We start from the raw sequence: 22,691 nt of genomic DNA, 5'->3' as shown, positions 1-22,691 counted from the left end.
ATTCCGATGGTTAAAGCTGTTATGCAAACATCAAACCCTCGCCAAGAATTCCCTTGACAATGTGGGATAAGATGCTGGTCATGATGTCCGAAATACGGACAAAAAGACGAGCGAGGCTCAGCCTTGCCGAGCGGAGGCATGAGCGAGTTGGTGGGATCGATCGAGGCCGGCAGAGTCGCGGATCAATCGGCTGCTGCGATCACGGCGCGTCAGTCCAGCGACATCCGCAAGGTTGCGGCGGCTAGCGCCATCGGCAACATGATCGAGTATTACGACTTTACACTCTACGCGACTGCCAGGTGTGCATATGCGCGTCGATCAGGCCGCGATGACGATGCGGCCCTTGCCGTCGACGATCTCCATGTCGGCCGCGACCTCGATCGATGGCCGCACGTCGGCGATACGGTTGCCCTCGACCAGCAGGTCGACGGTGCCGAGGTCGCCGATCGCGTCATCCATGCTGATGACGGTGGCCGATCTGATCAGCGTGCGCCGCATCGCGTTACGCCGCCGCTTTGGCCGCGCCCGGCGGCTCGCCGGCCCACGCGCGTGCGATCAGGTCGCGGATGGTATTGCGCTCGAGCGGGCGCGGATTCCAATAGGCGTTGGTGACGGCGAGATCTGCGGCCTTGTCGATGCCGCTTTCGGGCATGCCGACATTGCGTAGCGCCAGCTTCGCGCCCAGCCGCTTGGCGAGTTCGTAGAGTCCCAGCGATGCATCGGCGGCACCGATCGCGCGCGAGATCCGCGCCATCGCGTCGGGCGCGGCCGGTGCGTTGTAGGCCAGTGCATGCGGCAGCACGATGGTGTGGGTCTCGGCGTGCGGCAGGTCGAAGGTTCCGCCGAGCGTATGGCAGAGCTTGTGATGCAGCGCCATGCCGACGGTGCCGAGGCAGACGCCGCACAGCCAGGCGCCATAGAGCGCTTCGGTGCGGGCCTCGCGGTCGTCGCTCTTCGCGGCGATTGCCGGCAGGGCGCGCGCCAGCGCGCGGATGCCTTCTTCCGCCATCAGCGAGGTCACGGGATTGGCATCGCGCGCGTAGAGCGCCTCGACCGCATGCGCGATCGCATTGATGCCTGATGTCGCGGCCAGGCTCGCCGGCAGCGTCAGGGTGAGGTCGACATCGTAGATCACGGTCTCCGGCAGGATCGCCGCGTCGCGCACCGTGGTCTTCAGGCCGTTGTCGGTCTGGCCGACGATCGGCGTCATCTCCGAGCCGGCGTAGGTGGTGGGAATGCAGAGCTGGTTGACGCCGGTACGCAAGGCCAGCGCCTTGCCGAGGCCGGTGGTCGAGCCGCCGCCCAGCGAGACGACACAGTCGGCCTCGCACGCCTTCATCGCCGCGAGCGCACGCTCGGTGACCTCGACCGGCGTATGCATCACCGCGCCGGGAAAGATGCCGGCATAAAGCGGGCCGAGCGCTGTCCCCAGGCTCTTGCCTTGGGCCTCCTGCTGCGGCGTCGTCAGCACCAGCGCGCGCTTGCCACCGAGCCGTTCGACCTCGGCCTTGGCTTGAGCCAGCGTTCCGCTGCCGAACACGACGCGGCAGGGCAGGTTTTCAAAGGTGAACGAACCGATCATGTGCCGGTCTCTTTGATGGGATAATCGACCTGGAAGCGTCCGATCCGCAAGTCGCCCAGCGCCTCGCGCACGCGCAAATGTTCGGGGTGGTTGGCGTAGGCGCTGAGCGCCGCCTGGTCCGTGAACTCGGAGAACAGCACTACGTCGCAGGCGTAGTCGACGGCGCTGACATCCATGCCGACTTCGATGTGGGTGAGGCCGTCGATCCGGCCCTTGAGGCCCTCGAACAGGACCTTGACCTTGATCCGGGCGGCAGTGCGCTCCTCTGGGGTCTCCCCGCGCAGCCGCCACATCACGATGTGCCTGATCGGGCCCGACATTTCCCTGTGTCCTCGCCTGCTATCCTGCTTGTGTCCTGGGCATTTTGACTTGCGAGAGACGGAAATAAAGATCAATAATTGCAAGTCTCTTTTCCTGTTAGCGAAAGAATGGACCGCCTGCTCCAACTGGAGGTGTTTTCCAAAACCGCCGAGCTCGGCAGCCTGTCCAAGGCCGCCGAGGCGCTGCGCATGTCGAACGCGGCGGCGAGCCGCCATCTCAGCGCGCTTGAGGAGCGCCTCGCCGTTCGCCTGATCGAGCGCAACACGCGCCGGCTGTGGTTGACGGAGGCGGGGCAGGAATTGTTGGAGCGCTCTAGCCGGGTCTTGAGCGAATTGGCGGAAGCCGAGGACATCGTCAGCAATCGCGCACTGTCGCCGCAGGGCACGCTGCGCGTCACAAGCTCGCTGTCCTTTGCGGTGATCTATCTCGCGCCGATGCTGCCGGCCTTCCGCGCGCGATACCCGAAGCTCAATCTCCAGATCACCACCGCCAACCGCTATCCCGATTTCATCGAGGCCGGCATCGACGTGGCGATCCGCACGCGCGAGCAGGAGCCGGATTCGAACATCATCATCCGCCGCATCGGCCGGATGCGGCGCGTGCTCGCCGCTTCGCCGTCATATCTCGCAAGCTGCGGCGCGCCGGAGCAGCCGGCCGATCTCGCGCGCCACAACATGCTGGTCTACAATCTCGCCAACGATCCGTATTCGTTGCGCCTGCGCAAAGGCCAGGGTGCGCAGACCGTTCGCATCACGCCGACACTCGACAGCAATGATGGTCAGGTCATCCGCGGCGCGGCGCTGGCTGGCCTCGGCATTCTCATTCAGCCGTTCTACATCGTTCAGAGCGACATCGCAGCCGGCCGCCTTGTCCCTCTCCTGATCGACTGGGAACTGCCTCTGCTCACCATGAACATCGCCTATCAGAACCGCGCCGGGCTGCCTGCCAAGATCAGGGTGTTTTCTGACTTTCTGGTCGGCTACATCCGCGAGCATTCCGAGCCTGGGATCTGGATCGAGGCATAGTAAGGCGCCAGGGCCGCGAGCTTCGCATCCGAATCGCGAGCGAGTGGTCGACGACCCGCTGACCCGATGCGACCGCTGCTGCCTTCGTGGGCCGCGTGCCGTGATCACGTGCAGAGTGTTGAGTCATTAGTGGCGCTTATGCCGCGAATTTTTACTTCCAATTTTACTTCGCAAATTCCCGCCCCTAGCCTCGCGCGTATGGATCACATCCGCAGCCGATCAATGGCGATCGGTGCGAGCGTTCATCGTAACCAACGAGGGTTGCCATGTCTGATGAGACGAAGGGGACGTTCACTTCCGATCCTGCGGGAACGGGGGCCAAAACGGGGGTCAAGACGAACGTCAAGTCTGCGAAAAAGCTGAGCCGGCGCACGCTGTTGAAGGGTGCGGCTGCGGTTGCGGGCGCAGCCGCGGGGTCGGACGCGATCCGCGGATTCCCGACCATCTGGGCGCAGGAGATCAAGGACATTGAGCTGCGCCATGTCGGCGTCTCCTATTCGGTGGTGAAGGCGATCGGCGACCAGGCCGCCAAGGATCTCGGCTTCAAGGTGACGATGCAGAACCTCGACACCTCAGCCGCCATCAACCGCTTCATAAGCCAGCCTAATACGGTCGACATCGCCGACCTCGAAGGCTGGCAGGCCAAGCTCGCCGCCAAGCGCGCCGTCATCCAGGGCATCGAGGTCAAGAAGATCAAGGAATTCGACAACATCCTGCCGATCTTCACCAAGGGCGAGATCGACGGCCACAAGATCCCGCGCCAGGGCATCTCGCCCTATGAGGCCATGTATATCGCCAAGCCTGATGCGACCGACCTGAACGACGGCGTCACTGAATGGGCGACCTTCCTGCCGCAGGTCTACAACGCCGACTCCATCGGCTATCGCCCCGACCTCGTCGGCCACGAAGTGACCGAGTGGAAGGACCTGATCGATCCGAAATTCAAGGGCAAGGCGGCGATCCTCGACGTGCCCGCGATCGGCATCATGGATGCCGCGCTCTGCTTCGAGAGTGCCGGGCTGATCAAGTACGGCAACAAGGGCAACATGACCAAGGAGGAGATCGACTTCACCTGCAACAAGCTGATCGAGCTGAAGAAGCAGGGCCAGTTTCGCGCGACCTGGACCACCTTCGACCAGTCGGTGCAGCTGATGGCCGCGGGCGAGGTGGTGATCCAGTCGATGTGGTCGCCGGCAGTCGCCGCGGTGCGCGTCAAGGAAATCCCCTGCGTCTACGCGCCCGTGAACGTCAAGAACGGCAAGGAAGGCTATCGCGGCTGGTGCAACGGCATGGGCCTGATGAAGCACCTTTCCGGCAAGAAGCTCGACGCCGCCTACGAATATCTCAACTGGTATCTGTCCGGCTGGCAGGGCGGCTTCGTCGCACGCTACGGCTATTACAGTCCGGTGCCGTCGACCGCGAAGAAATTCCTCACGCCGGCCGAATGGGCGTTCTGGTACGAGGGCCAGCCCGCACCTGAAGTCGTCAATGATCCCTACGGTGTGGCGATGGAGAAGGCCGGCACCAAGCGTGACGGCGGCTCCTTCCTCGACCGCGTCAAGAACATCTCGTGCTGGAACACGCTGATGGACGAGGCGGCTTACATGAACAAGCGCTGGAACGACTTCAAAGTGGCCTGAAACCTGCTTTCCCTGACGTAAGCGAGAGCCGGCGCGGCGACGCGCCGGCGGCAAGGACCGAAGGCGTTTGTCGAGATGCAGCCCAGTCAAACCCCATCACGCGCCAATCTCGCCGGCTGGCTTTATGTGTCGCCGCTGGTCCTGGTGCTCGTGCCGTTCTTCGTCGCGCCGATCCTGGTCGTGCTGGCCGCGAGCTTCTTTGCCACCGATGGCTTTGGCGGGCTGACGCCCGGCTTCACGCTGGCAAGCTATGTCGAGGTGCTGCATTCGGCGCTGACGCTGAAGCTGTACCTGGCGACCATCAAGTTCACGGTGCTGACCTGGATCTTCACGCTGATCATCGGCTTCTTCGTCGCCTATTTCCTGGTGTTTCACGTCCGCAACCAGTTGCTGGCGATCGGCCTGTTCCTGCTGTGCACCGTGCCGTTCTGGACCTCGAACATCATCCGAATGATTTCCTGGATCCCGCTGCTCGGCAAGGAAGGCCTGATCAACCAGGGGCTGCTGGCCATGGGCGTGATCCATCAGCCGCTGGAAGTTCTGCTGTTCTCCGACCTCGCTGTCGTCATCGCCTATGTCCATCAGCTCACGATCTTCATGATCGTGCCGATCTTCAATTCCATGGCGCGGATCGACAAGAAGCTAATCGAGGCCGCGATCGACGCCGGTGCCAGCCGGCTCGACATCATGCGCCTGATCGTGATGCCGATGTCCAAGAGCGGCATCGCGCTCGGCACCATCTTCGTGGTCTCGATCGTGATGGGCGATTTCTTCGTGGTCAAGGTGATGTCCGGCGGCGGCTCGGCCTCCGTGGTCAGCGCGTTCTATGAGGACGTCGGCGTGCTGCAATATCCGACCGCGGCGGCGAGCGCCGTGCTGTTGACACTGGTGCTGGTTGCGATCGTCTCGCTGATCCTGCGCACCGTCGACATCAGGCAGGAGATCACGCGATGAGCGCGGTTCTTGCCGACATGCCCAAAACGGAGACCTCCAAGACCATGGCGCCGGCTTCGACCAAGGCCATCGCGCCGAGCAAGGGCGGCCGTCCCTGGACCTTCTACGTGCTGGCGACGCTGTTCGCGGCCTACGTGTTCGCGCTTTACGGCCCGATGTTCTGCATCTACATCCTGTCGTTCCAGGACATCCGCGGCGGGCTCGTGTTCCCGATGAAGGGACAATCGCTGCACTGGTTCGTCGATCTCTTCACCCAGGTGCGGACCGGAGACGTCAAAGGCTCTTTCGACCGCTCGATCAAGCTCGCGGTCATCGTCACGATCATCACTGTGGTGGTGTCGTTCTTGGCCGGTCTCGGCTTCCGCAAGCGCTTCCGCGGCGACACCGTCGTCTTCTACATGATGATCGGCAGCCTGGTGGCGCCCGGCCTCGTGCTCGGCCTCGGCACGGGTCTGCTGTTCCAGGCGTTGGGGCTGAATGCGAGCTGGTACACCTCGGCGCTCGGCGCGCAACTGTCCTGGACGCTGCCGTTCGGGGTGCTGGTGATGTTCGCGGTGATGTCGCGCTTCAACCATGTCTGGGAGGAGGCGGCCTATGATCTCGGCGCCAGCCGCTGGCAGTCGGTCTGGCTGGTGATGATCCCGGTGCTGGCGCCCGGCCTCGTCGCGGTGGCCTTGTTCGGCTTCACGCTGTCCTACGACGAATTCGCACGCAGTCTCCAGACCGCGGGCTCGCTGAACACGTTGCCGCTGGAGATCTGGAGCATGACGCTGAACGTCACCTCGCCCTCGCTCTACGCGCTGGGCACGGTGACCACAGTCGTCTCCTTCATCGTCATCGGTGCAAGCCTCGGCACCATCGTCCTGATCCAGAAGAAGCGCGGCAGCCGGGCAAAGGGCTAGGAATGAAGAATGATCGCGGCGATATCGAACTGGCGGGTGTCTGCAAGAGCTTTGACGGCGTGACTAACGTGGTCGACGGCGTCAATCTCAGGATCGACGATGGTGCCTATTGTTGCTTCATCGGCCCGTCCGGCTGCGGCAAGACCACGATCCTGCGCATGATTGCCGGCCACGAGGACCCAACAGCCGGCGAGATCGTGATCGGCGGGCAGAACGTTGTGGGGCTCGCGCCAGTGCAGCGCCGCACTGCGATGATGTTCCAGTCCTACGCCCTGTTCCCGCATCTGACCGTGCGCGAGAACATCGCCTTTGCCTTGCGTGTCCGCGGCCAGTCCAAGGCCGATCGCCTGCGCGCCGCCGATGCCATGATCGAAAAGGTACGGCTGACGCAGTTCGCCGATCGTCTGCCGGCGCAGCTCTCCGGCGGCCAGCAGCAGCGTGTTGCGCTGGCGCGCGCTGCCATCACCGAGCCGCGCGTGCTGCTGCTGGATGAGCCGCTCTCCGCGCTCGACGAGCAGCTCCGCGTTCAGATGCGCCAGGAGCTCAGGCGGATGCAGCAGGAGCTTGGCATCACCTTCATCCACGTCACACACACCCAGCTCGAGGCGATCGCGCTTGCCGACCTCGTGGTGGTGATGGAGCAGGGCAAGATCAAGCAGGCGGGTGCCGCGCGCGACGTCTATGCCCATCCGCACGACCGCTACGTCGCCGAGTTCATGGGTGGCCAGAACGTGCTGTCGGGCCGGGTCGAGAAGGTCAATGGTGCGAGCTTCACGCTCGCGGCACCTTCCGGCATCGAGGTGCCGCTCCAGGCACGACCCACCGTCAACGTCGGCGACCAGGTCGATATCGCAGTGCGCCGCGACGATGTCGCACTTGTCAGGCCGGGTAGGGACTTGCCGCCGGGCTTTACCACCTCGCTGCCGAGCCGCGTGCTCGCGATCGAATACCAGGGCTATTTCGTCAAGGTCATGCTCGACACCGTGCCCGATGACGAGTTCGTCGCGTACGTGCCGGAAAAGACCTTCTTCGCAGATCCCTTCACCGTCGGCGATGTCGTGATGGCCACATGGGCCACCGGCAGCGCGTTGCCACTTGCCTAAAGCCCCGTCGCGCACAGGAGTATGACCGTGCAGATATCCTTCACACTTAACGCCCGGCCGACCACTGTCGATGTCGAGCCAGCGACGCTCGTTGCCGAGCTGCTGCGCGAACAGCTCAATCTCACGGGAACACATATCGGCTGCGATACCAGCCAGTGCGGCGCCTGTGTGGTCCATCTCGATGGGCTTCCGGTGAAGAGCTGCACCCTGCTGGCGCCCGCGCTCGACGGCGCGACACTGCTCACCGTCGAGGGCCTGCAAGGCGCGCCCGGCTCGAACCAGATGCATCCGATGCAGGAGGCATTCCGCGAGCATCATGGTCTGCAATGCGGCTTCTGTACGCCGGGCATGTTGATGACGGCGGTCGCACTCGCGACCGAGAAGCCTGATCTGACCGAGGCCGACGTCCGCCATGGCCTTGAAGGCAATATCTGCCGCTGCACCGGCTACCAGAACATCGTCGTCTCGGTGATGGCGGGCGCTGCCGCCATGAACGCCGCCAAGGGAGAGTGACCATGGGCAATGTGATCGGCATCGGCGCTGCACCGAAGCGGAAAGAAGACCAGCGCTTCCTCACCGGCCGCGGCAATTACGTCTCCGACATCAAACGGCCCGGCATGACATCAGGCGTGTTCGTGCGCTCGCCGCATGGCCACGCGGTGCTGCGTGGCATCGACAAGAGCGCGGCCTTGGCTTCGCCCGGCGTCATCGCGGTCCTGACCGGCGATGACGTCAAGGCCGACGGCCTGGGCACGCTGCCCTGCGGCTGGGGTATCACGGACGCCAAGGGCACCCCGATGAAGGAGCCGCCATTCCCGATGCTGGCGCAGGGCAAGGTGCGCTTTGTCGGCGACATGGTGGCCTTCGTCATCGCGGAAACGCCGGAGCAGGCCAATGCGGGAGCCGAGCTCCTGAAGATCGACTACGAGGTGCTGCCGTCCGTGGTCGGCGTGCTCGAGGCCGTCAGGCCCGGTGCGCCGCAGCTGTTCGACGACGTGCCTGATAACATCTGCTGCAACTGGGAGCTCGGCGACAAGGCCGCGGTGGAGGCCGCGTTCCGCAAGGCCGCGCATGTCGCAAGGCTGAGCCTCGTCAACAACCGCCTGATCGGCAATCCCATGGAGCCCCGCGCAGCTATCGCGGAATACGAGCCGGGCACCGATCGCTTCACGCTGTGGACCACCAGCCAGTTTCCGCACGTCGTGCGCTTCCTGATGGGCGCGCTGGTGCTGAACATCCCGCAGCACAAGCTGCGCGTGGTCGCACCCGACGTCGGCGGCGGTTTCGGCGTCAAGCAGTTCCATTACGGCGAGGAGGCCGTGATCACCTGGGCCGCCAAGCGCGTCAAGAGGCCGGTGAAATGGGTCGCGAGCCGCTCGGAGGGCTACGTCTCCGATCGCCACGGCCGCGATCATGTCACCGAGGCCGAGCTGGCGCTGGATGAGACCGGAAAATTCCTGGCCTTCCGCGTCAACACGCTCGCCAATATGGGCGGCTATCTCTCGACCTTCGGGCCGAATATTCCGACCAATCTCTATGGCCCGCTGCTCAGCGGCGTCTACACCACGCCGGCGATCTACTGCAATGTGAAGGTGGTCTTCACCAACACCGTGCCTGTCGACGCCTATCGCGGCGCGGGCCGGCCCGAGGCAACCTTCGTGCTGGAACGCATCGTCGATGTCGCCGCCAGCGAGATGGGGATTGACCGCGTCGAGATCCGCCGCCGCAATATGATCCCGAAAGAGGCGTATCCTTATCAGACGCCTGTTCTGGTGCAGTACGATTCCGGCGATCCCGTGGGCTGCCTCGACGGCGCATTGGTCGCGGCCGACGTGAAGGGCTTCGGTGCGCGCAAGGCAGCTTCCGCGCGCAAGGGCAGGTTCCGCGGGCTCGGCTACTCCACCTATGTCGAGGCTTGCGGCCTGGCGCCGTCGCGCTTCGCTGGACGCCTCGGTGCGCGCGGTGGCCTCTACGAGAGCGCCACGGTGCGCGTGCATCCGACCGGCCAGGTCACGGTCATGATCGGCACCCACAATCACGGCCAGGGCCACGAGACGACGTTTGCGCAGATCGTCTCGGACAAGCTCGGCGTCGCCTTCGAGAATGTCGACATCGTGTTCGGCGATACCGATCGCGTCCAGTTCGGCATGGGCACCTATGGCTCGCGCTCCCTCGTGGTCGGAGGCGCCGCGCTGTCGAAGGCGACCGACAAGGTGATCGCCAAGGGCAAGAAGATCGCGTCACATCTGCTCGAGGCGGCGGAAGCCGACATTCACTTCGAAAGCGGAAAGTTCTCCGTCGCCGGTACCGATCGCATGAAGACCTTCGAGGAGATCGCAGGCGCCGCGTATGTGCCCCACAATTATCCGCTCGAAGTGCTGGAGCCGGGACTCGAAGAGCAGGCCTATTACGATCCCGTGAACTTCACCTATCCCGGCGGCTGCCACATCGCCGAGGTCGAGGTCGATCCGGAGACCGGCACGGTGACGCTGGTCAATTACACCGCGGTCGATGACGTCGGGACGGTCATCAACCCGATGATCGTGGAAGGGCAGCTTCACGGCGGCATTGTCCAGGGCGTCGGCCAGGCGCTGTTCGAGAACGCGGTCTATGACGAAGGTTCCGGCCAGCTGCTGTCGGGCTCGCTGATGGATTACTGCATGCCGCGCGCCGATCATCTGCCGATGATGAAGGTTGCGACCCACTCCACGCTCTGCACGCACACCCCGATGGGCGTGAAGGGCTGCGGCGAGGTCGGCACCATCGGCTCGCCGGCCGCCGTCATCAACGCGGTTGTCGACGCGCTGTCGCATCTCGGCGTGACTCACGTGGACATGCCGGCGACGCCGAACCGGATCTGGCGCCTGCTGCAAAACGCGTCGCTGCCGGTTGCGGCGGAATAGGGAGGACAGCAACGATGAAACCATTCGCCTATCACCAGCCCGATCAGATCCCGGATGCCGCCAAGCTGCTGACCTCGATCGAGGACAGCAAGCTCGTCGCCGGCGGCATGACGCTGATCCCGACGCTGAAGCAGCGGCTGGCGAGTCCCGTGGCACTTGTCGATCTGTCGAAGCTGGGCTCCCTCAAGGGCATTGCCGACGACGGCACCACAATCACCATCGGCGCAATGACGCCGCATGCGGTGGTGGCGGCCTCAAAATTGGTGCAAACGAAAATCCCGGGCCTTGCAGCACTGGCTTCGATGATCGGCGATCCCGCCGTGCGCAGCCGTGGCACCATCGGCGGTTCTGTCGCCAACAACGATCCCGCGGCGGACTATCCCGCCGGCGTGCTCGGCCTTGGCGCCACCATCGTCACCAGCAAGCGCGAGATCGCCGCCGACAAGTTCTTCCTCGGCCTGTTCGAGACTGCGCTCGAGCCGGGCGAGATCATCACGGGAATCCGTTTCCCCGTGCCGCTGAAAGCGGGCTACGCAAAGTTCAAGGCACCGGCGTCGCGTTATGCACTGGTCGGCGTGTTCGTCGCGAAATTCGCCGATGGCGTCCGCGTCGCCGTGTCAGGCGCGGGCCCGGGCGTGTTCCGCGTGCCGCCGATGGAGTCGGCGTTGTCGGAGAATTTCGATCCGTCCGCGATTGCGGCGATCAAGATCAACACCGACGGCCTCACCTCCGATATCCATGCCGAAGCCGATTACCGTGCGCATCTCGTCACGGTGATGGCCAAGCGCGCCGTCGACGCGGCGCTCAGCTAGCTCTCTAAGGGTTGATGATGATTGATGGTTCCGGCCGAGCGGCCTTCCCGCCGGCGCCGACTGGCCTTGGCGCGCTTTCTGCAACCGAGATCATGGCCGGCTACCGACGCAAGGCATTCACCCCGCGCGACGTCGTCGACGATACCATTGCCGCGCTCGAGGCGACGGATGAAGCCTGCAATGCGGTGGTGACGCCGATGTATGAGCAGGCGAGGGCGGAAGCCGATCGTCTGACCAGGGAGATGCGCGCAGGTGAAGCCAGGGGGCCGCTCGCCGGCGTGCCGGTCACGATCAAGGATCTCGTCTTCGTCGCGGATGTGCCTGCTTATGCCGGCTCGCCGATGAACAGGAGCTTTGTGCCCGATGCCGACGCCGCCGTGGTCTCGGCGCTGAAGGCGTCAGGCGCAATCATCACCTGCAAGACCACGACCTGTGAGTCCGGCTACAAGCTGACGGCGGATAGCCCCGTCACCGGGATCACGCGCAATCCCTGGAATCCCGGTCGTACCAGCGGCGGATCGAGCGGCGGCGCGGCGGCGTGCGTCGCCGCCGGCTGCGGCCCGATCGCGATCGGCACCGACGGTGTCGGCTCGATCCGGGTGCCGTCGTCCTTCTGCGGCGTGTTCGGGCTGAAGCCGACCTTTGGCCTCGTGCCGCGCTCGCCTGGTTTTTCGCCGCCGTCCTGGGCCTCGCTCGCGCATACCGGACCGATTACGCGTACCGTTGCGGACGCTGCGCTGACATTGGAGATCATCGCTGCTTACGATCTGCGCGATGCGGCAAGCCTTCCCGTGTCCGCGCGACGCTTCAATACGGATGCAGGGCATCTCGATGGCATTCGTATCGGCGCCAGCGCCGATCTCGGCTATGCTGCCGTCAGCCCTGACGTGTGCGCGGCTTTCGGCAAAGCGCTCGCCACTCTCGATTCCTGCGGGGCGCAGGTCACCATGGACGGGCCAGGTCTCGATCCTGATATCCTCGAACATACGCTGAAGCCGATCGCGTTCACCGAACAGGCCGCCGCAGTCGCGACCAAGACGACCGCGGATCTCGCCAGCTCCGAAGCGGACTATCGCAATGTCGTCAGCGCCGGCCGCCGCTACAGCGGCACGGATTATATCGAAGCGAGTTACCGCCGCGGCCAGGCGCGCGGTGCCTTCGTCAAGCTGTTCGAGCGCGTCGATGCCCTGGTGACTCCGACCGTCGCTGTCACCGCCTTCGAGGCTGGGAAGATCGGCGTCGGCAAGATCGACGGTCGCGAGGTCGATCCGCATCTCGGCTGGTCGCCCTTCACCTGGCCGATCAATCTCGCCGGTCTCCCGGCGGCGACGCTGCCCTGCGGCTTCGACCGCGACGGCATGCCGATCGGGCTTCAGATCATCGCGCCCTGGCTCGACGAGCCGACAATCTTCCGGATCGCGGCCGCCTTCGAGCAGGCGCAGCCCTGGGCAAAGTTCTGGCCGCGGGTAGCGTTGCGCTAGTCGGAGAAGGAAGCGCCAGCGCACGAAAAACCCCTTTGCAATCAAGGGCCGTTCTACTGTGCATGGGGTTGTTTTCGAGCGTTGGGCGGCCTAGCCCAGCTCGATCGGAATGCCGCGGCCGCTGAGCTCTTCGTCGAGGCGCAGATAATGCGCGAGGTAGTCATGCAGCGCGGTCGCCGCCTTTGAGGTGGCGCCGCTGGATTTGTAAAGCAGCAGCTCGATTTTCGGCAGCGGCGGCAGGCCTTGGTTCGGGCCGATCTCGCGCATCGCCGGGACCAGCGCGCTGCGGCCGAGCACGGTGACGGCCATGCCAGCGAAGGCCGCGGCCTGCAGGCCGCCGACACTTTCGCTGACGCAGGCGACGCGCCAGCGCAGGTTCGCGCGCTCGAGCGTGTCGATCGCGTAGTCGCGATAGATGTTGCCCGGGGGCAGCAGAGCGAGCGGTATCGGCCGTTCCTGATGCGCGGCGGATTGCTCGCCGGTCATCCAGACGAGCTGCTCGCGGCGGACCACCTGGCCGCCGGTGAAATCATTCATGCGGGTGACGAGCGCGATGTCGACGTCGCCGCGCTTGACGAGGCCGACCAGCGGCGTCGAGAGCGCGCAGTTGAGCTCGACCTGTACACGTGGAAAGGATTTGCGAAATACGCTGAGTATCGACGGCAGCATAAAGGCCGCGTAGAGATCCGGCGTGCCGAGGACGACCTGGCCCTCGATCTCCTGCGAAGCCAGCTGCGAGATCAGCTCGTCGTGCAGCCGCAGGATGGATTTGGCGTAGGTCAGGACCGTGGTGCCATCCTCGGTCAGCGTGAGCCGGCGCCCGCCGTGGAGAAAGAGCTGCTTGCCGGTCAGCTCCTCCAGCCGCTGCAGCTGCAAGGTGATGGCCGGTTGAGTGCGGCCGAGCCGGCGCGCGGTCTCGGTGATGCTGCCGGTCTCGACAACCGAGATCAACGATCTGAGCATACGGATATCGAGACTGATCAGGTTCATGGGGCAATCCGTTTTGCTCAGAAACTATGCAATTCCCATGCTAGACGACCCATTCCGCGATCAGCACGACGGCCGCCAGTCAACTCGGCTTGCGTCTCCGCGATCGGCTTGAGCGATGCAGGCCGCGGACGTCCTGTTGCTGGAAAAGCTCGGCGCAAACGCCGCGCAACCATTGGCTCGCGGGATCATGATGGAATCGGGCGTGCCAGTATTGTTTGACCGTAAAGCTGGGGATTGGTAGCGGGCACGCGAGCACGCGCAGCCCGTAATAGTGTGCCAGGGTTTCGCCGATGTGGCGCGGCAGCGTGGCGATCAGGTCGGTGGTTCCGATGATCGCCGGCAGACCGAGAAAGCCCGGCAGCTCCAGCGCGATATCAGGCACGATCCCCTGTTCCCGGGAGGCGTCAGCGAGCAGCTGATGCCCCGTGCCGGACCGAATGAGCACGTGAGCCTCACACCTGAAATCTCTTAGCGTGACGCGGTCCTTGATGCGAGGATGATGCGCGTTCGCCAAACAGACCCAATCCTGCGGAAACAGCGCCTGCTGGAAATGGCCGGCATCAAGATCCGAGATGTAGCCGAGCGCGAGATCGCCCTCGCCGGACTGAAGCATGCGAGGAGTATCCATGCCGATCTGTGCCGCCTCGATCCGGATGCCCGGCGCGACGCGGCGAACATGGGCGAGGATGGCTGGAAGCAACGTCACATGGCTCGCGTCCGTCATGCAGATGCTGAAGCGCCGTTTGGCGGTGGCAGGATCGAAGTCCGTGCGCAACTCGGCCAGCCGGCGCAGCATTTCCAGTGCCTGCCTTGCGGTGCCGATCAGCGCCTCGGCCCGAGGCGTCGGCAGCATTCCTTCCGGCGAACGGACGAACAGCGGATCGTCGAGTTCCTGCCGCAGGCGGGCAAGCCAGATCGACACCGTCGGCTGGCTTTGACCCAGCCTCTCGGCCGCCTTGGTGACGCTGCCCGTGGTGAACAGCGCGTCGAACAGCCTGAGCAGGCGGGGGTCGAGCAGGTTGGTGTGGGGCAGGTCATGGTGGGTCATTGCGATTCACAATAATCAATATAAGTCCCATAGCATATCAAAATGTTCCGTCGGCTGATATCCGGGCTTCCAACGCCAAAAGTTGCGCAGGGAGAAGCGTTCGGATGAGAATCTGCTTTGTCGGAGCGGGGGCTTTGGGCTCGACGATCGGCGGCACGCTGGCGCGGGGCGGGGCGGACGTCTTCCTGATCGATCCGTTCCGTGCACACGTCGAAGCGATCAATGCGCATGGCCTCCGCATGCTGGAAGGCGATGTCGAGAGCATCGCAAAGGTCACCGCGTGCACCTCCGCGGCCGAGGTCGGTGGGGTGGCGGACCTCGTCATCGTCCTCGTCAAATCCTACCACACGCGGGATGCAATCCGGGCGGCCGCGCCGATCATCGGGCCGCAGACGGTCGTGATGTCGCTGCAGAACGGCCTTGGCCACGAAGACATCCTTTCGGAGGAAGTCGGTCGTAACAGGGTCATGGCAGGAAAGACCTATGTTGGCGGCGTGCTGCTCGGCCCCGGTCATGTTCGCTCCGGAGTGGTCGGCAAGGAAACCATCATCGGCGAGCTCGATGGACGCTTGACCGAACGCGCACAGCGGATTTCCGAGACGTTCAATCGTGCCGGCATTCTCACGCTGCTCAGCGACAACATCCTGGGCACGATGTGGGACAAGCTGTTCATCAACGTCGCCGGAGGAGGAATCACCGCCGTTACCGGGCTGACTTATGGCGGCCTCTATTCACTGCCGGTCCTGGAAGAGTGCGCGCTCGCGGCGATTTCCGAGGGCATCATGGTGGCGCAGGCCGCAGGCGTGAAGATTTCGATCACCGATCCGCGCCGCGCGTGGACCATGGCATCTGCCGGGCTGCCGCCCGAGTTCAAGACGTCGATGCTGCAGAGCCTGCAATCGGGCAATCTGACCGAGGTCGATTACATTCACGGCTCGGTCGTGCGCTGGGGCGCCAAGCTCAACATGCCGACCCCTGTGAATTCCACCATCGTCGCGTTGGTCAAGGGCCTGGAATATGCCCGCACCGACTACCCTGGAAAGGCCTGAGGCGATGACGCTCCCCCGCGCCTATATCGAACACGTTGCCATCCGGGTGCCGGATGTCGACCGCCACGTCGATTTCTTCCGCCAGGTGCTTGGCCTCGATATCCGCGACGAGCAAGCGGCCGACGGCGCGCGCCCGCGCCAGGTATGGGTGCTCGGAAGCGTGCAACTCATCGAGGATCCGAACTTCGTCGGACCGGAGGGGCGTCTCGCCCATCTCGGCATCATGGTCGACGACTACGAAGGTGTGCTCGCCCGTGCTGCTGCATGGGGCGCCAAAGCGCTGCCCGCCGGGCCGAACTGGCTCGAGCTGCCGGGCGGGCTGAACGTCGAAATCTTGCAAGCCAGCGCGGGCGCCGTGGAAGCGGCGCTGGCGATCAATCCACGGGCCTAAAGGAACACGCGACATGAGCGATGAGCGCTACTGGGACGATGCCAAGGTCGGCGACGAATGCGTCACCCCCGCGGTGACGGTCACCGAAGCAATGGTGAATGCCTATGCCGAGTTGACAGGCGATTTCACGCCTGTTCATGTCGACGAGGAATACGCCAAGACCACACCCTTCGGCACGCGCGTCGCGCACGGGCTGTTTGGCCTGTCGCTGGCCGACGGTTTGAAAACCCGCGCCGACTACCGCTTCCTTCCGGGAATGTCGCTGGGCTGGACCTGGGATTTCAAGCTGCCGATCAAGCTCGGCGACACCGTGCACGTCAAGTTCCGCGTTGGCTCGATGCGCGCCACGAAGCGCGAAGGGTGGGGCATCGTGGTGCTGCCCTCGGAGCTGATCAATCAGCGCGGCGAAGTGGTGCAACTCGGCGAACACCGGCTGATGATTCCGATGCGCCCGAAGACCAGCGTCGCGGGAGAGCGGGCATGACCGCACAAGATCTGCCGCTCAAAGGCATTCGCGTCATCGACTACAGCCATTTCCTGGCAGGCCCGTTCATGGGGCGCTGCCTCGCCGCGATGGGCGCTGAGGTCATCAAGGTGGAGCGTCCAAAGCAAGGCGACGCGGGCCGCGCCCATGGCTATTTCAAGGACGGACAATCCGGCTACTTCCTGCAGCAGAACATGGGAAAGCAGGGCCTGTGCATCGACCTGCGCGACAAGCGCGGTCTGGACATGATGATGAAGCTGGTCGACACGGCCGATGTCTTCATCGAGAACTATCGCCCCGGCGCGCTCGATCGACTCGGGCTCGGCTACAAGGCGCTGTCGGCGCGCAATCCCAAACTGATCTACTGCTCGGTCTCCGCCTATGGCCACACCGGCCCCTATGCCGATCGTCCGGGCTTCGGCCTGATCGCAGAGGCGATGTCGGGCGCTCTGGCCCAACTGGGCAATCCCGGTGAAGCGCCGCCGCTGCTGCGGATGCCATTGGCCGACATGTATACCGGCATTCACGGCGTGGCTGCGATCAATGCCGCGCTGGTCGGCCGCGCGTCGTCCGGGCGAGGCCAGCATATCGATCTCGCGCTGTACGACTGCATGGTCTCGATGCACGACTATGCCGTGCAGCGCTACTTCCTCTCCGGCGGTACCGACCTGCCGAAGCAGACCGGAAGCGGACAGCCGGACTCGACCGTCTACGGCGTGTTTCCGGCCAAGGACGGCAATCTTGTCATCGCTGCGCAGGTCGACGATGCTTGGCGACGATTGGCGAGCCTGATCGGGGGAGACAATTTGGCATCCGACCAACGCTTCACCACGCCTGCCGCGCGCAACGCCCATTATGCCGAAGCGATGGAGATTGTGCGCACCTGGACGCTGTCGCAACCCTCTCGGGACGCCTGTCTTGCTGCACTCGACGAAGCAGGTGTGCCGTCGGCTCCCGTGCAGACCATCGAGGAGGTCGTGAAGGATCCGCAGATTCAGGCGCGCGGCATGCTGGTCGAGCAGGAGCATCCTGTGCTCGGCAAGGTGACGTTGCCGAACCTGCCGTTCCGGTTCTCCGATTGCGATACCACCGTGCGTACTCCAGCGCCGCTGCTGGGCCAGGACAATCGCCGGATTGCACAGTCGCTGGGTCTGTCGGCCGATCTCGTTGAGGCGATGGTGCGTGACGGCGTGCTCTACAACGAAGTCGCAGTGCAGGAGTGAGCGATGAGCGACCGTTATGCGGTGATCGGCAATCCGATCGGCTTCAGCAAATCACCTCTCATCCATGGCACTTTCGCCAGGATGACAGGACAGGACCTTGTCTATGAGGCGATCGAGGGTCCCCTCAACGGTTTCAGCGAACGGGTTGATCAATTCCGGACAGAGGGCGCAAAGGGGCTGAACATCACCGCGCCGTTCAAGCTCGATGCCTTCGCCTACGCAAACGAGCTTTCAGAGAGCGCCGACCGAGCTGGCGCCGTAAACTGCCTGAAGTTCGTCGGCGATCGGATCATTGGCGAGAATTTCGACGGGATCGGCCTTGTACGGGACATCACGGTTAATCTCGGCGTCTCGATGACCGGCCGGCGCGTCCTGATGCTCGGGGCTGGAGGGGCAGCGCGTGGCGCGCTGCTGCCGTTCCTGCGCCAGGAGCCGTCCGAGCTGGTTCTCGTCAACCGAACGCTGTCGAAGGCGGTCGCATTGGCCGAAGAGTTTGCGGGCTGCGGCCCCCTGATGGTCAGCGGCTACGCTGAGCTGGCCGAGCTTGCCGAGGGCTATGACGTCGTGGTTAACGCGACGTCGGCCAGCCTGCGCGGCGAGATGCCGCCGCTTCCGCGCAATGTCTTCCGCGGTGCAAAACTGGCCTACGAACTTGCCTACGGCAAGGGGCTAACTCCCTTTCTGCAAGCGGCCCGCGCCGAAAGCGTCGCCAAGCTGGCCGACGGCGTCGGCATGCTGGTCGAGCAGGCCGCCGAGGCTTTTGCCTGGTGGCGCGGCGTTCGGCCGGGCACGGCTGAGGTCATCGCCGAACTGACCATCCCCTTGAGCTGAAGGGTGATACCGAATATGCATCCCAAACCCAGCTTCCTTGTCGGGCTGATCGGCAGCGGCATTGCTGCGTCGCGCACTCCGCCCATGCACGAAGCGGCTGCTGACGCCGCCGGCATCCGCTATCTCTACAAGAAGATTGACTTGACTGAGTTGAAACTTGGAGCCGAAGCGCTGCCGGAATTGCTGATGGCGGCAAAGCGGATGGGCTTTGACGGGCTGAACGTGACCCATCCCTGCAAGCAGGCCATCATCCCACTCCTGGACGAGCTTTCGCCCGACGCCGAGGCGCTTGGTGCGGTGAACACCGTGGTCATCAGGAACGGTCGAATGACCGGCCACAACACCGACTGGTTCGGCTTTGCCGAGAACTTTCGCCGCAACATGCAGGGTGCGCCGCTCGGTCGGGTCGTCCAGTTTGGCGCGGGCGGAGCGGGCGTGGCGGTTGCTTTCGCGCTCATGAAGCTCGGCGTGCGGGAACTGACCATTGTCGATGTCGACTTGGCCAAAGCACAGAGTTTGGTAAATAGCTTGTCTCCCCGATTTGCGGAGGGGCGCTTGAGGGCTGGCCAGGATGTTGCCGCGTACGTCGCTGCCGCCGACGGAATCGTCAACGCGACGCCGATCGGCATGGACAAATATCCAGGCACGCCGCTGCCGACGGATCTGCTGCGTCCCGATCTGTGGGTCGCCGAGATCGTCTATTTCCCGCTGGAAACCGCCCTGCTGCGCGCGGCACGTAGCCTCGGCTGCCGCACCATCGACGGTGGCGGCATGGCGATCTTCCAGGGCACCGAGGCATTTCGCCTGTTTACGGGCATCTCACCTGATCCGGACGTCTTCTTCGCCACTTTTGCATCCCTGGGAGGGTAACGTCAGGCCGATGGGCGAGCGGTACGCACAACGCCCGAGAGGAAACGCATAATGGGCTATACGCTCGATTTCTCGGTGGTTTGGCATGCGATGCCCGCCCTGCTGTGGGGGTGCGTGGGGACATTGGGCCTGGCGCTCGCCGGCATGACGCTCGCGATGGTGATCGGTGTCGCCGGCGTCGCGGCACGCGATTCGAAAGCGGCCTGGTTGCGGGCCGTCGTGATCGGATTCGTCGAGGTCGTGCGCAATACGCCTTTCCTGGTGCAGATATTCTTTCTGTTCTTCGCGCTGCCGCTGATCGGATTGAAGCTCAATCCAACCGCGACCGCCATTATCGCGCTCGGTGTCAATGGCGGCGCCTATGCCATCGAGATCATCCGCGGCGGCGTGCAGTCCATTCATAAAGGGCAGGTGGAGGCCGGCTACGCGCTCGGACTGCACAAAGGACAGGTGTTCCGGTTCATTGTGCTCAAGCCCGCGCTTCGCGCGATCTACCCCTCGCTCACGGGGCAGTTCATCATGCTGACGCTGACCTCGTCGATCTGCTCGGCGGTATCTGCCTACGAATTGACGTCGGTTGCCCAGCGCATCGAAAGCGATACCTTCCGTAGCTTCGAGGTGTATTTCTCCGTCACCTTCCTCTATCTCGCGATCTCCTGGCTGTTGATGCTGGGCTTTGCGGCGATCTCTCACCGCTTCTTCTCTTATCCGACACGCTGAGGGGGCGATCATGACACCGCATTTTGGTCTTCCCGAGTTCGGCTTCCTGCTGCGTGGGCTGCAATGGACGGTGCTGCTGACGCTGGTCGCATTCGCTGGCGGCTGCACGGCTGGGCTGGCCGTCGCATTGCTGCGCACCTGTGGTCACAGGGGCGTGGAATGGGCCACCCGCATCTACATCGGGATATTCCAGGGCACGCCACTGCTGCTGCAGCTTTTCGTCGTGTATTATGGCCTGGCACTCACCGGGCTGAAGCTCGACGCCTTCGTCGCGGTGGCGATCGGCTTCACCGTGAATGCCTCCGCGTTCCTTGGCGAGATCTGGCGCGGCGCGATCGAGGCCGTGCCGCGTGGCCAGACCGAAGCGGCGATGGCGCTCGGATTGCACTATTCGTCCCGCATGCGCGACATCGTGCTGCCACAGGCAATCCGCATCTCGCTGCCCGCGACGATCGGCTACCTCGTGCAGCTCATCAAGGGCACGTCGCTCGCCGCCATCGTCGGTTTCATCGAACTCGCCCGCGCCGGTCAAATCGTATCGAACCAGACTTTCCAGCCGTTGCTCGTTTTCGGCGTGGTCGGCGCGATGTATTTCATCCTCTGCTGGCCACTGTCATGGTGGGGCAGCCGGATGGAGGCCAGGCTCGCCCTGGCCAGTCAAAGGTAGCAACGGCGCACCTATTCAATCACAAACAGCCATCATCAGGAGGAGATACTTATGTTGTTTTCACGTAGTCGTCGCCAGTTCGGGGTCGCGCTGCTGGCATTGGCGGCCGCCGCCATCGCAGGCAAATCGCAGGCCGGCACGTTGGACGATGTGAAGAAGAAGGGTGTCGTCGTCATCGGCATTCAGGGCGACAATCCGCCCTGGGGCTATGTCGACAGCTCGGGAAAGCAGGATGGCATCGACGCCGACATGGGCCGCGCCTTCGCCGACTATCTCGGCGTGAAGGCCGAGTTCGTTCCGCTCGCGGTGGCCAATCGTATTCCGGCGCTTACCACGGGCCGCGTCGACATTCTGTTCGCGACCATGGCCATGCTGCCCGAGCGCGCAAAGGCGGTGCAATATTCCAAGCCATATGTTGCCAACGAGATTACGCTGGTGGCGGCCCAGGCAACCCCGATCAATAGCAACGCCGACATGGCCAAGTTCGTGATCGGCGTTCCGAGATCCTCCACGCAGGACACCCAGGTCACCAATAATGCTCCGGCGGGCACCGAAATCCGCAGGTTTGATGATGATGCGGCCACGATCCAGGCGCTGCTCTCGGGCCAGGTGCAGGCCGTCGGCGCGAACAGCTTCTACCCGCAGCGCCTGAATGCCGCAAAGCCGGAGCTCGGGTTCGAGCCCAAGCTTCACTTCACCGCTCTGTATAACGGGGCCTGCACCCGCCTCGGGGACAAGGAGTGGAACGAGACGGCCAACAAGTTCATCGACCAGATCAAGTCGAACGGCAAGCTGGCCAGCTTCTACGCCAAATGGATGAAGGTGCCCGTGCCGATCTTCCCGGACTCGGTCCCCGGCGTTCCCTTCACAGTTCAGTAGCCATTGCGAGCGGCCGACGCGATCCGCGTTGGCCGCCGCCCGATAGCGGAGCCGAATCCATGCAGGACGATATCCTGATCGAAATGAAGGGCGTGCAGAAATGGTACGGCGGGTACCAGGCTCTCCGTGACGTCAATCTCACCGTGCGCAAGGGCGAGAAGATCGTGCTCTGCGGCCCGTCTGGCTCAGGCAAATCGACGCTGATCCGCTGTATCAACCGTCTCGAGGCGATCGAGCAGGGCAGCATCGTGGTGAACGGTCATCGGCTTGACGACAGCATCAAGGCCATCGATGTCGTTCGTCAGGACGTCGGCATGGTCTTTCAGAGCTTCAACCTCTTTCCGCATATGACGGTCCTGCAGAACTGCATGCTCGCGCCCATCCGCGCGCGCCGCATCGGCAAGACCGAGGCGGAAGCGACCGCGCGAAAATATCTCGAGCGCGTTCGCATCGGCGACCAGGCCGAGAAATATCCGGCTCAGCTTTCGGGCGGACAGCAACAGCGTGTGGCGATCGCGCGCGCGCTCTGCATGCAGCCCAAGGTCATGCTGTTTGATGAACCGACCTCGGCGCTCGACCCCGAGATGGTCAAGGAGGTTCTCGATACGATGATCGGCCTCGCCAATGACGGCATGACCATGATTTGCGTCACCCACGAGATGGGCTTTGCCCGCCAGGTCGCCGACCGGGTCATCTTCATGGCTGAAGGCCAGATCATCGAAGAAGGCGAGCCGGAGGCGTTCTTCCGCAATCCACAACATGCCCGCACCAGGCAGTTCCTTGGCGAAATCCTCGCCCATCACTGAACGGAGTTCT

23 protein-coding genes and 1 pseudogene are annotated in these 22,691 nt (G+C 63.8%); 19 read left to right on the top strand and 5 right to left on the bottom strand.

Annotated elements, in window-relative coordinates:
* Window positions 1-289 precede the first annotated feature (289 nt).
* From HYH07_RS03710 to HYH07_RS03700, 3 genes and pseudogenes are all read right to left on the bottom strand, one after another.
* Window positions 290-498: pseudogene (locus HYH07_RS03710) on the bottom strand (cytosine deaminase); the annotation flags it as partial.
* A 4-nt stretch (window positions 499-502) separates the two neighbouring features.
* A complete protein-coding gene (locus tag HYH07_RS03705; protein WP_220001179.1) occupies window positions 503-1,582 on the bottom strand; it encodes a maleylacetate reductase in 1,080 nt (359 codons plus the stop codon).
* The gene (locus HYH07_RS03700; RefSeq protein ID WP_220001178.1) at window positions 1,579-1,902 is read right to left on the bottom strand and encodes a Dabb family protein; all 324 of its coding nucleotides are present in this window, start codon (window positions 1,900-1,902) and stop codon (window positions 1,579-1,581) included. The genes HYH07_RS03705 and HYH07_RS03700 overlap by 4 nt, the downstream gene beginning before the upstream one ends.
* A 108-nt stretch (window positions 1,903-2,010) precedes the next feature.
* Between HYH07_RS03700 and HYH07_RS03695 the strand changes: the two genes are divergently transcribed.
* From HYH07_RS03695 to HYH07_RS03655, 9 genes are all read left to right on the top strand, one after another.
* Window positions 2,011-2,928, top strand: a complete 918-nt coding sequence (locus HYH07_RS03695; RefSeq protein WP_220001177.1) for a LysR family transcriptional regulator — start codon at window positions 2,011-2,013, stop codon at window positions 2,926-2,928.
* 266 nt (window positions 2,929-3,194) lie between these two features.
* A complete protein-coding gene (locus tag HYH07_RS03690) occupies window positions 3,195-4,568 on the top strand; it encodes a PotD/PotF family extracellular solute-binding protein (protein WP_220001176.1) in 1,374 nt (457 codons plus the stop codon).
* 75 nt (window positions 4,569-4,643) lie between these two features.
* Window positions 4,644-5,522: an ABC transporter permease gene (locus HYH07_RS03685; RefSeq protein ID WP_220001175.1), complete on the top strand. Its 879-nt coding sequence runs from the start codon at window positions 4,644-4,646 to the stop codon at window positions 5,520-5,522.
* Window positions 5,519-6,424, top strand: coding sequence for an ABC transporter permease (locus HYH07_RS03680; RefSeq protein ID WP_220001174.1), 906 nt, complete (start codon window positions 5,519-5,521; stop codon window positions 6,422-6,424). The genes HYH07_RS03685 and HYH07_RS03680 overlap by 4 nt, the downstream gene beginning before the upstream one ends.
* A gap of 2 nt (window positions 6,425-6,426) precedes the next feature.
* Window positions 6,427-7,527 (top strand): ABC transporter ATP-binding protein, encoded by a 1,101-nt coding sequence (locus HYH07_RS03675; protein ID WP_220001173.1) that lies wholly within the window; start codon window positions 6,427-6,429, stop codon window positions 7,525-7,527.
* A 21-nt stretch (window positions 7,528-7,548) separates the two neighbouring features.
* Entirely contained in the window at window positions 7,549-8,040 is a 492-nt protein-coding gene (locus HYH07_RS03670) for a (2Fe-2S)-binding protein (RefSeq protein WP_220001172.1), read from the top strand.
* Between the two features lie 2 nt (window positions 8,041-8,042).
* Window positions 8,043-10,430 (top strand): xanthine dehydrogenase family protein molybdopterin-binding subunit, encoded by a 2,388-nt coding sequence (locus HYH07_RS03665; RefSeq protein WP_220001171.1) that lies wholly within the window; start codon window positions 8,043-8,045, stop codon window positions 10,428-10,430.
* A 14-nt stretch (window positions 10,431-10,444) separates the two neighbouring features.
* Window positions 10,445-11,242: a xanthine dehydrogenase family protein subunit M gene (locus HYH07_RS03660; protein ID WP_220001170.1), complete on the top strand. Its 798-nt coding sequence runs from the start codon at window positions 10,445-10,447 to the stop codon at window positions 11,240-11,242.
* Window positions 11,243-11,259: 17 nt separating this feature from the next.
* Window positions 11,260-12,723 (top strand): amidase, encoded by a 1,464-nt coding sequence (locus tag HYH07_RS03655; protein ID WP_220001169.1) that lies wholly within the window; start codon window positions 11,260-11,262, stop codon window positions 12,721-12,723.
* A 90-nt stretch (window positions 12,724-12,813) separates the two neighbouring features.
* On the opposite strand, the gene HYH07_RS03650 is transcribed toward HYH07_RS03655, so the two are convergent.
* Both HYH07_RS03650 and HYH07_RS03645 read right to left on the bottom strand, forming a co-directional pair.
* Complete coding sequence (locus HYH07_RS03650; protein WP_220001168.1) at window positions 12,814-13,713, bottom strand: LysR substrate-binding domain-containing protein; 900 nt, start codon at window positions 13,711-13,713, stop codon at window positions 12,814-12,816.
* Window positions 13,714-13,792: 79 nt separating this feature from the next.
* Window positions 13,793-14,761, bottom strand: a complete 969-nt coding sequence (locus tag HYH07_RS03645) for a LysR family transcriptional regulator (RefSeq protein WP_220001167.1) — start codon at window positions 14,759-14,761, stop codon at window positions 13,793-13,795.
* Between the two features lie 104 nt (window positions 14,762-14,865).
* On the opposite strand from HYH07_RS03645, the gene HYH07_RS03640 reads away from it, so the two are divergent.
* From HYH07_RS03640 to HYH07_RS03595, 10 genes are read left to right on the top strand one after another with little or no spacing between them, the layout of a single operon-like run.
* On the top strand, window positions 14,866-15,810 hold the full coding sequence (locus tag HYH07_RS03640; protein ID WP_220001166.1) for a ketopantoate reductase family protein: 945 nt from the start codon (window positions 14,866-14,868) through the stop codon (window positions 15,808-15,810).
* Between the two features lie 4 nt (window positions 15,811-15,814).
* Complete coding sequence (locus HYH07_RS03635) at window positions 15,815-16,201, top strand: VOC family protein (protein WP_220001165.1); 387 nt, start codon at window positions 15,815-15,817, stop codon at window positions 16,199-16,201.
* 13 nt (window positions 16,202-16,214) lie between these two features.
* Entirely contained in the window at window positions 16,215-16,685 is a 471-nt protein-coding gene (locus HYH07_RS03630; RefSeq protein ID WP_220001164.1) for a MaoC/PaaZ C-terminal domain-containing protein, read from the top strand.
* Entirely contained in the window at window positions 16,682-17,908 is a 1,227-nt protein-coding gene (locus HYH07_RS03625; protein ID WP_220001163.1) for a CaiB/BaiF CoA-transferase family protein, read from the top strand. The genes HYH07_RS03630 and HYH07_RS03625 overlap by 4 nt, the downstream gene beginning before the upstream one ends.
* A 3-nt stretch (window positions 17,909-17,911) precedes the next feature.
* On the top strand, window positions 17,912-18,739 hold the full coding sequence (aroE, locus tag HYH07_RS03620) for a shikimate dehydrogenase (RefSeq protein ID WP_220001162.1): 828 nt from the start codon (window positions 17,912-17,914) through the stop codon (window positions 18,737-18,739).
* Window positions 18,740-18,754: 15 nt separating this feature from the next.
* Window positions 18,755-19,609, top strand: a complete 855-nt coding sequence (locus HYH07_RS03615) for a shikimate dehydrogenase (RefSeq protein WP_220001161.1) — start codon at window positions 18,755-18,757, stop codon at window positions 19,607-19,609.
* Between the two features lie 51 nt (window positions 19,610-19,660).
* Complete coding sequence (locus HYH07_RS03610) at window positions 19,661-20,329, top strand: amino acid ABC transporter permease (RefSeq protein ID WP_220001160.1); 669 nt, start codon at window positions 19,661-19,663, stop codon at window positions 20,327-20,329.
* A gap of 10 nt (window positions 20,330-20,339) precedes the next feature.
* Complete coding sequence (locus HYH07_RS03605; protein ID WP_220001159.1) at window positions 20,340-20,996, top strand: amino acid ABC transporter permease; 657 nt, start codon at window positions 20,340-20,342, stop codon at window positions 20,994-20,996.
* 51 nt (window positions 20,997-21,047) lie between these two features.
* The gene (locus tag HYH07_RS03600) at window positions 21,048-21,875 is read left to right on the top strand and encodes a transporter substrate-binding domain-containing protein (protein WP_220001158.1); all 828 of its coding nucleotides are present in this window, start codon (window positions 21,048-21,050) and stop codon (window positions 21,873-21,875) included.
* Window positions 21,876-21,934: 59 nt separating this feature from the next.
* Window positions 21,935-22,681, top strand: a complete 747-nt coding sequence (locus tag HYH07_RS03595) for an amino acid ABC transporter ATP-binding protein (protein ID WP_220001157.1) — start codon at window positions 21,935-21,937, stop codon at window positions 22,679-22,681.
* The last annotated feature ends 10 nt before the right edge of the window (window positions 22,682-22,691 follow it).

It is taken from the genome of Bradyrhizobium sp. BR 10261 (assembly GCF_019455395.1).
Classification (GTDB): domain Bacteria; phylum Pseudomonadota; class Alphaproteobacteria; order Rhizobiales; family Xanthobacteraceae; genus Bradyrhizobium; species Bradyrhizobium manausense.
Note: the sequence above shows the minus strand (reverse complement) of the source record. Positions and strands in the feature narration are given on the sequence as shown.

What these genes read in the sequence shown, in the direction of transcription:
- HYH07_RS03705 (WP_220001179.1), bottom strand. Translation starts at nt 1,582, where the DNA reads ATGATCGGTTCGTTCACCTTTGAAAACCTGCCCTGCCGCGTCGTGTTC.
- HYH07_RS03645 (WP_220001167.1), bottom strand. Translation starts at nt 14,761, where the DNA reads ATGACCCACCATGACCTGCCCCACACCAACCTGCTCGACCCCCGCCTG.
- HYH07_RS03615 (WP_220001161.1), top strand. Translation starts at nt 18,755, where the DNA reads ATGCATCCCAAACCCAGCTTCCTTGTCGGGCTGATCGGCAGCGGCATT.
- HYH07_RS03675 (WP_220001173.1), top strand. Translation starts at nt 6,427, where the DNA reads ATGAAGAATGATCGCGGCGATATCGAACTGGCGGGTGTCTGCAAGAGC.
- HYH07_RS03670 (WP_220001172.1), top strand. Translation starts at nt 7,549, where the DNA reads ATGACCGTGCAGATATCCTTCACACTTAACGCCCGGCCGACCACTGTC.
- HYH07_RS03685 (WP_220001175.1), top strand. Translation starts at nt 4,644, where the DNA reads ATGCAGCCCAGTCAAACCCCATCACGCGCCAATCTCGCCGGCTGGCTT.
- HYH07_RS03600 (WP_220001158.1), top strand. Translation starts at nt 21,048, where the DNA reads ATGTTGTTTTCACGTAGTCGTCGCCAGTTCGGGGTCGCGCTGCTGGCA.
- HYH07_RS03650 (WP_220001168.1), bottom strand. Translation starts at nt 13,713, where the DNA reads ATGAACCTGATCAGTCTCGATATCCGTATGCTCAGATCGTTGATCTCG.
- HYH07_RS03700 (WP_220001178.1), bottom strand. Translation starts at nt 1,902, where the DNA reads ATGTCGGGCCCGATCAGGCACATCGTGATGTGGCGGCTGCGCGGGGAG.
- HYH07_RS03635 (WP_220001165.1), top strand. Translation starts at nt 15,815, where the DNA reads ATGACGCTCCCCCGCGCCTATATCGAACACGTTGCCATCCGGGTGCCG.
- HYH07_RS03595 (WP_220001157.1), top strand. Translation starts at nt 21,935, where the DNA reads ATGCAGGACGATATCCTGATCGAAATGAAGGGCGTGCAGAAATGGTAC.
- aroE (WP_220001162.1), top strand. Translation starts at nt 17,912, where the DNA reads ATGAGCGACCGTTATGCGGTGATCGGCAATCCGATCGGCTTCAGCAAA.
- HYH07_RS03695 (WP_220001177.1), top strand. Translation starts at nt 2,011, where the DNA reads ATGGACCGCCTGCTCCAACTGGAGGTGTTTTCCAAAACCGCCGAGCTC.
- HYH07_RS03680 (WP_220001174.1), top strand. Translation starts at nt 5,519, where the DNA reads ATGAGCGCGGTTCTTGCCGACATGCCCAAAACGGAGACCTCCAAGACC.
- HYH07_RS03655 (WP_220001169.1), top strand. Translation starts at nt 11,260, where the DNA reads ATGATTGATGGTTCCGGCCGAGCGGCCTTCCCGCCGGCGCCGACTGGC.
- HYH07_RS03640 (WP_220001166.1), top strand. Translation starts at nt 14,866, where the DNA reads ATGAGAATCTGCTTTGTCGGAGCGGGGGCTTTGGGCTCGACGATCGGC.
- HYH07_RS03665 (WP_220001171.1), top strand. Translation starts at nt 8,043, where the DNA reads ATGGGCAATGTGATCGGCATCGGCGCTGCACCGAAGCGGAAAGAAGAC.
- HYH07_RS03605 (WP_220001159.1), top strand. Translation starts at nt 20,340, where the DNA reads ATGACACCGCATTTTGGTCTTCCCGAGTTCGGCTTCCTGCTGCGTGGG.
- HYH07_RS03630 (WP_220001164.1), top strand. Translation starts at nt 16,215, where the DNA reads ATGAGCGATGAGCGCTACTGGGACGATGCCAAGGTCGGCGACGAATGC.
- HYH07_RS03610 (WP_220001160.1), top strand. Translation starts at nt 19,661, where the DNA reads ATGGGCTATACGCTCGATTTCTCGGTGGTTTGGCATGCGATGCCCGCC.
- HYH07_RS03660 (WP_220001170.1), top strand. Translation starts at nt 10,445, where the DNA reads ATGAAACCATTCGCCTATCACCAGCCCGATCAGATCCCGGATGCCGCC.
- HYH07_RS03625 (WP_220001163.1), top strand. Translation starts at nt 16,682, where the DNA reads ATGACCGCACAAGATCTGCCGCTCAAAGGCATTCGCGTCATCGACTAC.
- HYH07_RS03690 (WP_220001176.1), top strand. Translation starts at nt 3,195, where the DNA reads ATGTCTGATGAGACGAAGGGGACGTTCACTTCCGATCCTGCGGGAACG.